This window comes from Labilibaculum euxinicum, assembly GCF_963678175.1.
Lineage (GTDB): Bacteria > Bacteroidota > Bacteroidia > Bacteroidales > Marinifilaceae > Labilibaculum > Labilibaculum euxinus.
The window spans coordinates 1,617,586-1,630,722 of the sequence record NZ_OY782756.1; the positions used below are offsets into that span (position 1 = coordinate 1,617,586).

Annotated in this window: 12 protein-coding genes and 2 tRNA genes; 4 read left to right on the plus strand and 10 right to left on the minus strand. The window is 37.6% G+C overall.

Features of this window, described 5'->3' with window-relative positions:
- Positions 1–46: 46 nt before the first annotated feature.
- The 8 genes from ACY0M5_RS06830 to ACY0M5_RS06865 all read right to left on the minus strand — a co-directional run bounded on the left by ACY0M5_RS06830 (position 47) and on the right by ACY0M5_RS06865 (position 9,359).
- Positions 47–1,222, minus strand: coding sequence for an acetyl-CoA C-acyltransferase (locus ACY0M5_RS06830; protein WP_461631242.1), 1,176 nt, complete (start codon positions 1,220–1,222; stop codon positions 47–49).
- A gap of 31 nt (positions 1,223–1,253) precedes the next feature.
- Positions 1,254–3,656, minus strand: a complete 2,403-nt coding sequence (locus tag ACY0M5_RS06835; RefSeq protein ID WP_461631243.1) for a 3-hydroxyacyl-CoA dehydrogenase/enoyl-CoA hydratase family protein — start codon at positions 3,654–3,656, stop codon at positions 1,254–1,256.
- A 21-nt stretch (positions 3,657–3,677) separates the two neighbouring features.
- Positions 3,678–5,447 carry an AMP-dependent synthetase/ligase gene (locus tag ACY0M5_RS06840; RefSeq protein WP_461631244.1) on the minus strand — a complete coding sequence of 590 codons (1,770 nt, stop codon included), beginning with the start codon at positions 5,445–5,447 and terminating at the stop codon, positions 3,678–3,680.
- A gap of 287 nt (positions 5,448–5,734) precedes the next feature.
- Positions 5,735–6,700, minus strand: a complete 966-nt coding sequence (gene fmt, locus ACY0M5_RS06845) for a methionyl-tRNA formyltransferase (protein WP_124992274.1) — start codon at positions 6,698–6,700, stop codon at positions 5,735–5,737.
- A gap of 6 nt (positions 6,701–6,706) precedes the next feature.
- A complete protein-coding gene (locus ACY0M5_RS06850) occupies positions 6,707–6,874 on the minus strand; it encodes a DUF5522 domain-containing protein (RefSeq protein ID WP_160463433.1) in 168 nt (55 codons plus the stop codon).
- A gap of 1 nt (position 6,875) precedes the next feature.
- On the minus strand, positions 6,876–7,346 hold the full coding sequence (locus ACY0M5_RS06855) for a nuclear transport factor 2 family protein (RefSeq protein ID WP_124992273.1): 471 nt from the start codon (positions 7,344–7,346) through the stop codon (positions 6,876–6,878).
- Positions 7,339–8,799, minus strand: a complete 1,461-nt coding sequence (locus ACY0M5_RS06860; RefSeq protein WP_461631245.1) for an LptF/LptG family permease — start codon at positions 8,797–8,799, stop codon at positions 7,339–7,341. Before ACY0M5_RS06860 ends, ACY0M5_RS06855 begins: the two co-directional genes overlap by 8 nt.
- A gap of 185 nt (positions 8,800–8,984) precedes the next feature.
- Positions 8,985–9,359: an START-like domain-containing protein gene (locus ACY0M5_RS06865; RefSeq protein ID WP_124992271.1), complete on the minus strand. Its 375-nt coding sequence runs from the start codon at positions 9,357–9,359 to the stop codon at positions 8,985–8,987.
- A gap of 367 nt (positions 9,360–9,726) precedes the next feature.
- On the opposite strand from ACY0M5_RS06865, the gene ACY0M5_RS06870 reads away from it, so the two are divergent.
- From ACY0M5_RS06870 to tsaA, 4 genes are all read left to right on the plus strand, one after another.
- Positions 9,727–9,800, plus strand: a tRNA-Met gene (locus ACY0M5_RS06870).
- 390 nt (positions 9,801–10,190) lie between these two features.
- Positions 10,191–10,264: transfer RNA gene (locus ACY0M5_RS06875), tRNA-Met, on the plus strand.
- Positions 10,265–10,367: 103 nt separating this feature from the next.
- The gene (locus ACY0M5_RS06880) at positions 10,368–10,880 is read left to right on the plus strand and encodes a DUF4494 domain-containing protein (protein WP_225441361.1); all 513 of its coding nucleotides are present in this window, start codon (positions 10,368–10,370) and stop codon (positions 10,878–10,880) included.
- A gap of 151 nt (positions 10,881–11,031) precedes the next feature.
- Positions 11,032–11,529 (plus strand): tRNA (N6-threonylcarbamoyladenosine(37)-N6)-methyltransferase TrmO, encoded by a 498-nt coding sequence (tsaA, locus tag ACY0M5_RS06885; protein ID WP_321318281.1) that lies wholly within the window; start codon positions 11,032–11,034, stop codon positions 11,527–11,529.
- A 141-nt stretch (positions 11,530–11,670) separates the two neighbouring features.
- On the opposite strand, the gene ACY0M5_RS06890 is transcribed toward tsaA, so the two are convergent.
- Together ACY0M5_RS06890 and ACY0M5_RS06895 are read right to left on the minus strand one after the other, a co-directional pair.
- Positions 11,671–12,789 (minus strand): homocitrate synthase/isopropylmalate synthase family protein, encoded by a 1,119-nt coding sequence (locus tag ACY0M5_RS06890; protein WP_461631246.1) that lies wholly within the window; start codon positions 12,787–12,789, stop codon positions 11,671–11,673.
- A 32-nt stretch (positions 12,790–12,821) separates the two neighbouring features.
- Positions 12,822–13,127, minus strand: coding sequence for a (2Fe-2S) ferredoxin domain-containing protein (locus ACY0M5_RS06895; RefSeq protein ID WP_156195217.1), 306 nt, complete (start codon positions 13,125–13,127; stop codon positions 12,822–12,824).
- Between the last annotated feature and the right edge of the window lie 10 nt (positions 13,128–13,137).

Consider the following 13,137-nt stretch of genomic DNA (forward strand, 5'->3'; position numbering starts at 1 on the left):
TATCTTTGAAGAAGAACTAGCCCCTTTTAGGGGGTTGGGGGTAGTTTTACATCATCTCAAAAATTCCCGCAGCTCCTTGTCCCGAACCAATACACATGGTAACCATGCCGTATTTTTGCCTGCGCTTTTTCATTTCGTGAAGCAGCTGCACGGATAATTTCGTGCCTGTGCAGCCAAGGGGATGGCCAAGAGCAATGGCACCACCATTTACATTGATGATTTCAGGATTCAGGCTCAATTCTTTTATCACGGCAAGTGCCTGTACTGCGAAAGCTTCGTTCAGCTCTATTTGCTCAATTTGATTCATTGCTAAACCAGATCGTTTCAAAACCTTTGGAATGGCCTCTACGGGACCAATCCCCATGTGTTTTGGTTCCACTCCGGCAACAGAATAGGAAACAAAGCGAGCTATTGGTTCCGCATTCAGCTGTTTCAGCATTTTTTCGGATACCACCAAAACAAATGCTGCACCATCCGAGGTCTGCGATGAGTTGCCTGCGGTAACACTTCCCCCTTGAGCAAAAACAGGTCTTAATTTATTTAAAGCCTCTTCTGTTGTTCCCAATCTAGGTCCTTCGTCCACATTAATAATGTGTTCTTTGGTTTGTGCTTTGTCCTGTCCATTTACAAAAGTCTCCAGCACGTGAATGGGAACAATTTCGTCCGAAAAACGATTATGAGCCTGTGCTTCCAGCGCTTTTCGGTGAGAGTGAAATGCAAATTCATCCTGCTCTTTTCGGGATATGTTGTATTTCACCTGAAGAGCTTCAGCAGTAATTCCCATGTTCCAGTACCAATCTGGATGAGATTTTGCAATTCCAAGATTGGGCACCAAGCGCCATCCGCCCATCGGCATTAAGGACATCATTTCAACACCACCGGCAAAGATGCAATCGGCCAGACCGGCCTCAATTTTCGAGGCCGCAATGGCTATGCTCTCCAATCCCGATGAGCAATACCGGTTCACGGTCATTCCTGGCACCTGCACATTGTCCAATCCCAATAGGGCAATCATACGGCCAACATTTAATCCCTGTTCTGCCTCAGGAGTTGCATTTCCAACAATCACATCATCTACCATTGCTGTATCCAAATTTGGCACCTCTTTCATGATGTGCTGAACTACCTGGGCTGCCATATCATCCGGACGAATAAATCTCAGATTTCCTTTTTTTGCTTTGCCTACAGGGCTTCGGTAGGCGGCTACTATATATGCGTTCATATTTTTGCTTTTTGTTGTGAGTACCGGGTACTTAGTTTCGAAGAATTTTGCCTTTTTGCAACAGACTTTGCATTCGCTCCAGGGTTTTCTTTTGCTGACATAGTTTCACAAAAGCAAGCCGTTCTAAATTCAGCATGTAGTTCTCCGAAACTTCTGCAGGTTCGCTCAGTTCTCCACCACTCAATACTTTCCCAAGTTCAATGGAGAGATATTTATCGTACTCCGAAATGTAATTGCCAACTTCCATTCCGTCGGCTCCCGAATAAACCAAGGCCAGTCCTTCTGCACCCAATACTCTAATGTCTTTGACAGGCAGAGGAGGAGTGTAGCCTTTTTCGCACATCAGCAGAGCTGCTTTTTTAGCGTAAAGCAACTGGTGCTTTCTGCTCACAATCACTTCATCTACATCTTTTCGCAGGTATCCTAATTCGAAGGCCTCGTACCCCGATGTAGATACTTTTGCTTGTCCGATAGTCAAAAATTTATCCCGGAAACGGTTGGTTCTAATGTCATCTGCAGCCATTTCTTTCGAAAGGCGATAGGCAAATTCTTTGGTACCTCCGCCCGCAGGAATTACGCCAACGCCCAATTCTACTAATCCCATATAGGTTTCGGCGTGAGCAATTACCTTATCGGAGTGCATGCAAACTTCGCATCCGCCGCCCAAAGTCATTCCATGAGGAGCGGCAATCACCGGAACTGATGTATATTTCAGTTTCAGCATGGTATTTTGAAAGGTTCTGACAACCATGTCCAGTTCTTCAAACTCCTGTTCGATGGCCAGCATAAATACCAGACCGATATTTGCCCCGGCAGAGAAGTTTTCCCCTTCGTTGGAGATGATCAGTGCTTTGTATTCCGTTTCGGCCAGTTCAATGGCTTTGTTAATTCCCTGAATAATCTCACTTCCAATGGTATTCATTTTGGTGTGGAATTCCAGATTAATAACGCCATCACCCAAATCGATAATACTGCAGCCTTCGTTGCTCCATATGCTGTGAGTAGGGCGAAGATTGTTGAGTACGACTAATTCTTCCGTTCCCGGGATGGTCATGTAATTTTCAGAATCAACATCAAAGTATTGTTTGTTTCCAGCTTTAAGCTGATAGAATTTCTGATCTTTTTCTGCCATTTTATAAATCCAGTCTGCAGGTTTATATCCCAGTTCTTCCATCATGGGAATGGTCTTTTTCAATCCCAGGGCATCCCATATTTCGAACGGCCCCATTTCCCATGCAAAACCTGTACATATGGCTTCATCAATCTTGTAAATTTCATCTGATATTTCTGGGATTCGATTTGATACGTAGGCGAATAAACCTAAAAATAATTTGCGGTAGAATTGACTGACTTTTCCGTCTCCTTTTAACAGCAGTTTAAATCTGTCGTTCAGATGAGGAATGGCCTTGGCAGCCTCAAATTCTGCAAATTTTATTTGTTGTTTGCTTTGATATTCAAAGTTGGATAAGTTCAGACTAAGGATTTCACTGATTCCCTCTTCATTCTTGATCTTTTTATAAAACCCTTGTCCGGTTTTTGCCCCCAACCATTGGTTTTCCATTAATTTTTGAATGAAATCAGGAATCTCAAAAACATCTTTTGATTCATCATGAGCAAGTGCTTTTTTTAGGTTTTGAGCCACGAGAACTAAAGTATCCAAACCAACAACATCGCAGGTGCGGAATGTGGCTGATTTTGGCCTTCCGATAATAGGGCCGGTCAATTTATCTGTTTCTTCCACCGAAAGGTCGAATTCTTTCATCAGATGAAATACCGACATCATGGAGTACACGCCGATTCTGTTGGCAATAAAGGCAGGTGTATCTTTACAAATCACTACTGTTTTTCCCAGATGCTTTTCTCCAAATTCGGTAAGGAAACCGATTACTTCCTGTGATGTGTGTGTTGAAGGAATGATCTCCAGAAGTTTGAGATATCTTGGAGGATTGAAAAAATGCGTACCGCAGAATGATTGTTTAAAATCATCCGATCTTCCCTCCAATAACATTTCAATTGGAATTCCTGAAGTATTGCTTGTAATTAAGGAGCCTGCTTTTCTAAATTCCTCAATGCGGGTATATAATTTTTGCTTGATTCCTAAATTTTCGATGATGACCTCTATCACCCAATCACAATCTTGAATTCTATGAAGATCGTTTTCAAAATTTCCGGTTAAAATCCGTTTTGCAAAACTCTTTAAATACAAAGGGGCTGGGTTCATTTTTAAGGTTTTCCCAAGCATTTGGTTTACAATTCGATTCCTTACTTTAGGATGTTCAAGAGAGTAACCTGCTTTTTCTTCTTCAGCATTTAATTCCTTTGGAGGCATATCCAACAAAAGAACTTCCAGACCAATATTTGCAAAATGACAGGCGATTTGGGCACCCATAACACCGGCTCCCAAAACGGCAACTTTCCTTATTTTACGATGCATATATAGTGTTTTAAGTGTGTGTTAGGAATAAATTTCTTCAATTATCAATTGATATTTAATTTTTAAAACGGTACGCTTTAGCTTTAGAGTAGGCGAGAGTTCTCCTGTTTCAGGAGTCCAAACATGAGGAACCAATCTGAAACTTTTAATTTTTTTCGGACGATCCAGATTAACATTCATTTTTTGAATTTCTTTCCAGATACGAACTTGAATTTTCTGGTTGTAAATGATCTGATCAGCACTCTCAAATGGTATTTTCTTACGTCTGCAATATTCTTTTAGAAATACAAAGTCAGGTGAAATGATCACGGAAGGGAATCTTTTAAATTCACCACAAACAATACTTTGATCAATAAATGGAGATTCTTTAAGTCTGTTTTCAATTTCCTGCGGAGCAATATATATTCCTCCGGATGTTTTAAACATTTCTTTTTTTCGATCAGTAATTTTTAAAAAACGTTCATCCTCCCAACAACCAATATCTCCCGTATGAAACCAACCATCTTCTTCCAGAACTTCCTTTGTTAGTTCAGGATTTTTATAGTAGCCAAGCATTACGTTCGGTCCGCGGACCAAAATTTCACCATCCTCCGCAATTTTAACTTCTACACCTTTTAATACCGGTCCCACAGTACCAAACCTCACGTTAGGATAAGAATTCTGATTTGCCGAGATAATTGGTGATGTTTCTGTCAGTCCATATCCCTCTTGAACAGGAATTCCCGCAGCCCAAAAAAGCCGCTCTAAACGAACTTGCAAAGGGGCACCTCCAGAGCACATGAATTTGATATTTCCGCCTAAGGCTTCCTGCCATTTGCTGAAAACCAGTTTACGCACAATTTTCAATTTGAATTCATACCACCAGCCATTTGCCCGATTCAACTCATATTTTTGGCCGAGGTTAACAGCCCATAAGAAAATTGCTTTCTTTAAAAAAGGCTGACTTTTCCCCTTTGCCATGATTTTATCATATACTTTTTCGAGCAAACGAGGAACAGTAGCAAAACCATGAGGCTTTAGTTCGCGTAAATTGTCACCAATGGTATCCATGCTTTCGGCGTAGTAAATACTAATTCCTTTGTATTGATACTGGTAATTTACCATTCGTTCGTAAACATGGTTAATTGGCAGAAAACTCAAAGTTTTGTGAGATGAATCTAAATTTAAACTGGCAGCAGACGCCAAAACATTACTTATAAAATTGCTGTGAGAAAGCATAACACCTTTAGGATTTCCTGTAGTTCCGGATGTATAAATAATGGTCACTAAATCATCAGGCTGAATACTATCTTTTATCGCCAACAGCTCTTTTTGCATTTTGTTTTCAGCCTTTTCGCCAATTTCCAATAAGCTGCTCCAGTGAGCAACTGATTTTATTTTTTCAAATGAATACACAAATTTTACTGATGGATGATTGTTTAGCAGAGGTGCAATCTTTTCATATAAAACATGATTAGCTACAAAAATGGCAACTGGCTGGCATTGCAGAATAATGTAATCGTAACTTTTGGTATTTATTGTTGGATATAAGGGAACATGCACAGCACCAATTTGTGCCAGCCCCATATCAACAAAATTCCATTCAGGTCTGTTGTTGGTTATTGTAATAACGCAATCATTCTTTTTAATGCCATTTTCCAGCAGAGCATAGCTTATATAATCCGAATAAGTAAGGTATTGCTCAGTTGAAAACGGTATCCATCCGTCTTTTTCTTTTTTAGCAAAGGCATCTCTTTTGTCCGGAAAGTTTTTTCTGTAATTTTCCAGTAAATCAAAAATGCGCGTTATCATAAATTATAAGTTTATCTAGGTAAGATATTATAGCATATCAAAATGTAGAATTGGCACATGATGAAGCGCAAAAGAATATAGTCTCTATGGGGAAGAGGTGAGAGGATGAGAATATTATTCCGGCAGCTGTGTGAATATAATCTAATCGGGAATTTAACTTGTTGAAAACCAAACTAGAGCTATAGAGAATTTACGAAAATGTTTTCGAAAATAAAAGAATAATTGGGGAGTCTGCTTTTTTATTTGGTGAGCGTAAAAAAAGGAAGCTGAAAAAGCTTCCTTGTATTTTATAAATGATAGTTCTTTATTTGTTGAAATCCCCGGAGGAAATCCTCAGTTTTCATTCGTTTTTTACCTGCCTGCTGCAACATTTTAATGGAAATAAAACCTCCGTTTACTGCTACCTTTAAATAGGATTTGCCATCAGTAACGATACGGCCGATTTCTTCACTGTGATTTGTTTTTTCTTTTTCTGTTGTGAAAACTTTAAGTCCAATTGCTTTTCCTGTTTCATTAGGAATTAACTCGGTCCATGATGCCGGATAAGGGCTTAATCCGCGAATCAAGTTATGAATTGAGTCCAAATCTTTAGTCCAATCAATTTTACAATCTTCTTTGAAAATTTTTGGTGCCGATTTTAATGCAATTACTTCATCAGATAAATTTTCCTGAGGAATCTGAGGATATTCTCCTGCTTCTATGGCATGAACAGTTTTAACAACCAGTTCAGAACCAACAGTCATTAATTTATCATGAATAACTTCTACGTTATCATTATCTCCAATCGGAATTTTTTCCTGAAACAGGATATTGCCAGTATCAATTTTATGCTGAAGCAGGAAGGTTGAAACACCTGTTTCTTTGTCTCCGTTAATAATAGCCCAATTGATCGGTGCAGCGCCTCTGTACTGAGGAAGAAGTGATGCGTGAAGGTTTAACGTTCCGTATTTTGGCATATTCCATACCATTTCAGGAAGCATTTTAAATGCAACTACTACTTGAAGGTCAGCTTTTAATGCTTTTAATTCTTCCAGAAATTCTTCATTTCGAAATTTTTCGGGCTGAAGAATTTTTAGTCCTTTTTCTACTGCGAATTTTTTCACTGCAGCTTCCTGAATTTGTTGACCTCTGCCGGCAGGTTTGTCAGGGTTTGTAATTACACCGACAACATTGCATCCTGCATTTAGTAAGGCTTCAAGAGGAGCAACGGCAAATTCGGGTGTACCCATGTATACAATTCGAAGTTTATTCATAATTCCTTACTCTTTTAATATTCTGTTTCCTTTGTTGTGTTTTGGGAAATAGGGGCAGTTTTTGCATCCGTTTCCACAGCAATATCCTCTTTCCGTCAAATACTTTTTCGAAAGTATTCTATATCCGTCGGGACTCATCGTATAATCTATATCTGGTTTTAAGTCGTCGAACATGCTATTCCTGATTGATTAGTAAAAATTCGTTCATCTTTTCATTCTTAATAGTGACTGACAGATGATAATGTGAAATTTTAAGTTCTCCATTTTCAAGAACAATTACGCCTGATCCCCGACAAACGCCCATCCATGTATTTAGTAATTCATCAAACCAGATGGTTTTGTTATCGTCGGAGAAATATATTTGTCGGTCGAAAGGTTTAAAATCCCAGGTTTTTCCTTTTAAAAAGTGAGGTTCGCAGAATGCGAAAAATTCTTTTTTAGTCCAGCGTTCGCCTGCATCTGTGCCAATATAAATGGCATTTTCACTCATCATATCAAAATAGGATGTTAATTCTGCCTCAGCTGCAGCTTTGTGCCATTTATTAATGAATTCATCTACTTCCTTATTTTGCGGTGGCTCTGAAGTGCTGCAGGAACCTGATATAAGAATAAAAAGTAATCCTAAAATGAGGGATAGTTTATGCATCTTTTTTCTTAAAAAATTTAAGAGGATTAATTTTCTTAAAGAAATCAATATAATTCTCAATATTGAATACCGTGGAGTCGGTTGTTGCCTTATAAGTAAGAATTATTCCTAAAGGCAGAACGATTAGTGAAGACATCCACATGCCCCAAACCGGTTCAAGAACCAATTCTTTTGAAAAACGTTCTGCTGTCATCGAAATAATGTAGTATACAATAAAAAATAAAATCGAGATAATTACCGGCATACCCAATCCGCCTTTTCTGATGATTGCTCCAAGAGGCGCTCCAATAAAGAAAAAAATAAAGCAGGCAAAAGGCAATGTGAATTTGCGATGCCATTCGTTGGTGTATTTTCTAATCCATTTAATTTGACCTGAAAATTCGCCGTCTTTTCTGGAAATATTTTCACGGGCTTTTCTGCCTTTGTTTAAAGCATAACTAATTGTAGTAAGCTTTTTTGATAAGGAAAGTTTATTGAACAAGGAATCAGCATCTTGTATCTTTTCTGTAATCAAGACGGATTTTATTGAGTCCCTTAATAAGTTCTTAGGTTCTTTTTGAAAATAATGTCTGGCAAGCAAACTTTTAGTAAAATTATCTTTTTCCTTTTTTAGGTTGAGTTCAAGAGAGTCTTCCTGATTTACCAATTGTCCCAAATTCAGCATTCTGTAACTGTTTTTGTAAACATTTTCGTCAGTTCTCTTTAAATCTGTGCCCGGCAACGAAATATTTTGTTTAAATACTCTAAATTTTATTCTTCGGGAAGGATGATTTTTGTTTCTGTTTCGGGGTCTTTGTTTTACTTCCTGATAAATGTTACCACTGTAAAGCGTAAGATTCATGGTTAGCTTGTCAGCTGAAGTTACCATAGTTCCCGAATCAGCTACGGTTACATCTGTATTGCCTAGATTTTCACGATGATCATAGATCAAAAGATCATACATCATTCCTGTATTTTTATTTATTTTTCCAACCTTAACACTAAATTTTGGTAAGTCGTTAGTGAATATTCCCTCCTTAAGAATTAATTCAGGGTTTTGTCTTTTAATATCGCGCAGTAAGGTTGTTGTTTTAAGGGAAGCAATAGGCATTATATTGTTGGAGAAATAGAACGCACCTAAACTAATCAGGATAATTAGAATGGTTAATGGTTTCATGATCCTTTGTAAGGATATTCCAGCCGCTTTCATTGCTATAAGTTCGTAATTTTCACCCATATTGCCGAAGGTCATTATGGAGGCTAATAGAATAGCCAAAGGAAGTGCCATTGGCACTAAAGTCGCCGAAACATAAAATAGAAATTCTGCAATAACAGTCCAGTCCAGACCTTTTCCTACCAATTCATCTATGTAGCGCCATAAAAATTGCATGAGTAACACAAACATGCAGACGAAAAAGGTAAATGCCAGAGGCCCTAAAAAGCTTTTTAAAATAAATGAATGCAATCTTTTCATTCCTTGCCATTTTGGTTGATAAATGGAATCTAAAATATCTTTCAACCAGATTAGTAAATCATGTTTGTTGAAACTTCACGATTTGTTCCATACAAAACAAGACCAATAACACGATGAGACTGGTCTTGAGGAATACAAAAATAAGGTATTTTAATTAGGTTTCGTAAATGTGGAGTGTTAAAAAATCATATACCTAAAACTTGTTTTAGCTCTGAAATCTGAGAGTCCCATAATTCTATCCCTTCATCAACCTCATCTTCTTCAGCATAATCTGTAATGATTAGAGATAAATCGTTGGTTAAAGCATCTATTTCAATTTTGAATTCGAAGAAGCTATCATCATCATCACTGTCTAACCAATGAAAACGCACAAGGCGATTGTCTTTTTTCATTAGTAATTCTGCTTGTTGTTCGGAACCTTCCCAAATGAAAGTAAAAATTTTTCCTTTTTGATTAACATCATCAGCAAACCATTCTGATAAACCACTAGCACTGCTTAATCTATCGTAAATTACTTTCTGTGAGGCATGGAGCACATATTCGAGTTCAAATTGTTGCATTGGACGGGCTTTGATTTAGTAAAATAATTAGATGTAAATATGTAAAAACCATTTATACAAGTTTATAGCTTTTTCATATAACCCAAAATACTGGATTTTTTCTAACTAAAAACGTGAATTGTAAGTTACTACTGAAATTTTTCGCAAGATACTTAAGAATATGGAATAAAAAAAAACAGGATTAAAACTTGCCGGATTCTCATATTGCTCTGTGCTTTTTATTTTATCAATAGTTTAATTCTAGTAATATAAGGAAAATTTAAGAAATAAGTTTTAGAGATTGCAATTCTAAACTTTTTAGAAAAAAAAGGGTGAGGATTTTTTTTAAATGAAAAAGGATTTTATATTTGCACCTCGTTAGAAAAACGGCGAGGTAGCTCAGCTGGTTAGAGCGCGTGATTCATAATCACGAGGTCGGCGGTTCAAGCCCGCCTCTCGCTACAAAAAGGGAATGACTGAAGAGTTATTCCCTTTGTTTTTTTATTAAAATGCAGAACCAAACGGGATTTGATTCTGACATATTTCCAGTCTTCGAGAATTGATTTGAATCGGGATATTTCGATATTTAACGGGAGGAGGCTGTTTTACGATTAAATTGTGGCAGGCAGACTACTTTTAGATACGAAATTGGTTCATATTTTTGGCCTGTTTTTTTTAATTGAGTAAGGATTATTTGCTTTTTTGGAAAAAAATAAAATAAATTTTAAGTGTAATATTTCTGTTATTGAGATAGTTTGCCCTATTTAAACCGAAGCTTGATTCAATTTCCAATTAAAAGATTTTTTTTAGAACTAAAATGCAATTATATTTGCACCGCAATCCAGCAAAAACGGCGAGGTAGCTCAGCTGGTTAGAGCGCGTGATTCATAATCACGAGGTCGGCGGTTCAAGCCCGCCTCTCGCTACAAAAAGGGAATAACTGAAAAGTTATTCCCTTTGTTTTTTTTAATCAGACTAAAATTAGCGGATGATTATTTTATCTTTGTTAATCAAAAAAAATAATAGAATATGATGACAAATAATTGGTTCGAGTGCAAAGTAAAATATGTGAAAATTGATGAAGCATCTGGCAAGGAAAGAAAGGTGTCTGAGCCATATTTGGTTGATGCTGTATCTTTTACAGAGGCTGAAGCAAGAATTCACAAGGAATTGGAACAAATGATCAGCGGAGATTTTAACGTTACAAACATCAGTAAATCGAATGTAACAGAATTGTATCCAAACGAGAATGGCGATCGTTGGTTTAAGGCGAAGGTTTCCTTTGTAGATGTTGATGAAGCTTCTGGAAAAGAGAAAAAAGCGACTCAATATATGCTTACTCAGGCTAATAATGTAAAGCAGGCATATGAGTTTTTGGAAGAGTGCTTAAGTACAATGATTGTTCCTTATGAAATTCCTGCAATTTCAGAAAGTCCACTAATGGATGTATTCCCATATTTTAGCGATGAGCTTAATGAAGAGGTTCCTGCACATTTAAAACCAATTGCAGAAATGGAAGTAAATAGTGATGAATTTGAATAGACCGGAATTTTTACGGATAATGAGATTTTATTTAATCTGTAATAATTGAAACAGATTTAGCATACAATAGAGGTTGCTTCGTTTATCGGGGGCAACCTCTTTTATTTTGGTGAGAATTGTTAATTTTAGTGTTCATTTTAAAATTGTTACGATGTCAGAAATTAAATTTGAAACCATAGGAACTATCCGAACTTCATATAAAACCCTTGAAAATATGCCGATACAGCCAATGGGAGCGAAGGGGGTGAAGGCCAGTGTTGAATTAAAATCTGAATTTGTTGATGGATTAAAAGATTTGGAGGAGTTTTCTCATATTACTTTGCTTTACCATTTGCATAAAGTAACAGATTACAAATTAAGAGTAATCCCCTTTATGGATACAGAAGAGCATGGTGTTTTTGCAACCCGTTCGCCTCGCAGACCAAATGCAATTGGTATTTCAACTGTGAAATTGATAAGTATAGATGGGAATATTCTTCATGTTGAGGATGCGGATGTTTTGGATGGCACACCTTTGTTGGATATTAAACCATTTTTTGGACAGTTTGATAATCGCGAAAATATAAAATCCGGTTGGTTAGATCGGAAATGGGATGAAAAGCACAAAACATTGAAATCTGATGAACGTTTTAAAACATCAATGGACTAGATGGAGATTTTTTAATCAGAAATAAAAAAACTGCCAAACTTCCTTTTTGCAGGAAGCCTGGCAGTAACCTAATTTACCACATATTACCACAGAATTGACTTTTGAATGTTTGTTTTGTGATTTGGTCTTTTTGTGTTGAAATTAATTAGAGCAGCAAAATAAGTTATTGTATAATTGCTTTAATTCATTCCTGTTTAGGCCTGATTTTTTTCTGGCTGAGAGCTTTTTTACAGATTCAATAAATAATTGACTTTGCTTGTTGTTTAAATGAATTCCCATTTCTTTTAAGGTGTCTTTTAGAACAGCCAAACCGGAATGTTTACCTATAATAAATTGACTTTTTTGCCCGATTAACTGCGGGTCAAAAGCATGATAACTCATTGGATCCTTGAGAAGGCTGTTGCAATGAATTCCCGATTCATGACTGTAAACTTTTTCGCCTGAAATGGGTTTTGATTCTGAGTTTCTTCGTCCGGAAGCCATTTCTACAAATTCGCAAAGCTGAATACAGCTTTTTAAATTAATTCCACTGGATTCGGAAAGTGAAAATGCCATAGCCGCCACAACTTCTTCCAAGGCGGCATTGCCAGCTCGTTCTCCAAGACCGTTCACGGTTACAGAAACGGCATTGGCTCCTGCACTTAAAGCGGCAATGGTATTGGCTGTTGCCATTCCCAAATCGTTGTGAGCGTGAAATTCCAATTCTGTTCCGTCTAAACAATGTTGATATCTTTCAAACAGTTTTTGCACCGACATGGGGTTCATAATGCCTACCGTATCAGCCAGTCGAATTCGATTCACCTTTAGCATTTCAGCAGCAAAAACAAAATCATCAAGCAAATCAGTTTGGCAACGGGAAGCATCTTGTGCACCGACAGCAACGAATTCAAACATATTTTGAGCTTGTTTAACTATTGTTGATAAGGTGCCAAGCATCCAATTCCGGTCTTTTCCAATCGATGCCAGATGAATTGCTGAAACCGGGAAAGAGATATTGATTCTTGAAACACCCGTTCGGGCAGCGGCCTGCAGATCGTTGGTGCAGGCCCGCGCCCAACAGGTGGCATTGAAACGAAACCTTTGATCGTTGATGATTCTAATGTCTTCTTCATCCGCTAAGGAAATGGCGGGTGTTCCTATTTCCAATTCTTTTACACCAGCCTCATCCAACAGAGCTGCAATTTTCAGCTTTTCTTCAAGAGAGAAAACTACTCCGGGTGCTTGTTCTCCATCGCGAAGAGTGGTATCGATGATGTGCATGGTGTTTTTTATTAAAGTGTTATACGTAAATTTTATTCGGCAATTAAATATTCGGTAACAGCTTCGCCTTCTTCCAGAGCATCCAGAATTTCATCAATTCGATCCGGTGTTACGCCTCCATACCATAGGTTGTTTGGATGAACTACCATTACCGGACCTTGTGAGCAAACATTTAGGCAGCCGGTGGTTGAAACTGTCGCGTCTATACCTCTGTCTGCACATTCTTCCATAAGATATTGAACCATGTCTACTGATCCGTTTTTATTGCAATATCCTTGCGCTTCTCCTGCAATTCGAAATGAATTGCAAACTAAAATGTGAAATTCAGGTTTCTTCATGATGATAAAG

Excerpts from the sequence above, each read along its gene's own strand:
- ACY0M5_RS06830 (WP_461631242.1), bottom strand. The coding sequence starts at position 1,222 with ATGAACGCATATATAGTAGCCGCCTACCGAAGCCCTGTAGGCAAAGCA.
- ACY0M5_RS06835 (WP_461631243.1), bottom strand. The coding sequence starts at position 3,656 with ATGCATCGTAAAATAAGGAAAGTTGCCGTTTTGGGAGCCGGTGTTATG.
- ACY0M5_RS06840 (WP_461631244.1), bottom strand. The coding sequence starts at position 5,447 with ATGATAACGCGCATTTTTGATTTACTGGAAAATTACAGAAAAAACTTT.
- fmt (WP_124992274.1), bottom strand. The coding sequence starts at position 6,700 with ATGAATAAACTTCGAATTGTATACATGGGTACACCCGAATTTGCCGTT.
- ACY0M5_RS06850 (WP_160463433.1), bottom strand. The coding sequence starts at position 6,874 with ATGTTCGACGACTTAAAACCAGATATAGATTATACGATGAGTCCCGAC.
- ACY0M5_RS06855 (WP_124992273.1), bottom strand. The coding sequence starts at position 7,346 with ATGCATAAACTATCCCTCATTTTAGGATTACTTTTTATTCTTATATCA.
- ACY0M5_RS06860 (WP_461631245.1), bottom strand. The coding sequence starts at position 8,799 with ATGAAAAGATTGCATTCATTTATTTTAAAAAGCTTTTTAGGGCCTCTG.
- ACY0M5_RS06865 (WP_124992271.1), bottom strand. The coding sequence starts at position 9,359 with ATGCAACAATTTGAACTCGAATATGTGCTCCATGCCTCACAGAAAGTA.
- ACY0M5_RS06880 (WP_225441361.1), top strand. The coding sequence starts at position 10,368 with ATGATGACAAATAATTGGTTCGAGTGCAAAGTAAAATATGTGAAAATT.
- tsaA (WP_321318281.1), top strand. The coding sequence starts at position 11,032 with ATGTCAGAAATTAAATTTGAAACCATAGGAACTATCCGAACTTCATAT.
- ACY0M5_RS06890 (WP_461631246.1), bottom strand. The coding sequence starts at position 12,789 with ATGCACATCATCGATACCACTCTTCGCGATGGAGAACAAGCACCCGGA.
- ACY0M5_RS06895 (WP_156195217.1), bottom strand. The coding sequence starts at position 13,127 with ATGAAGAAACCTGAATTTCACATTTTAGTTTGCAATTCATTTCGAATT.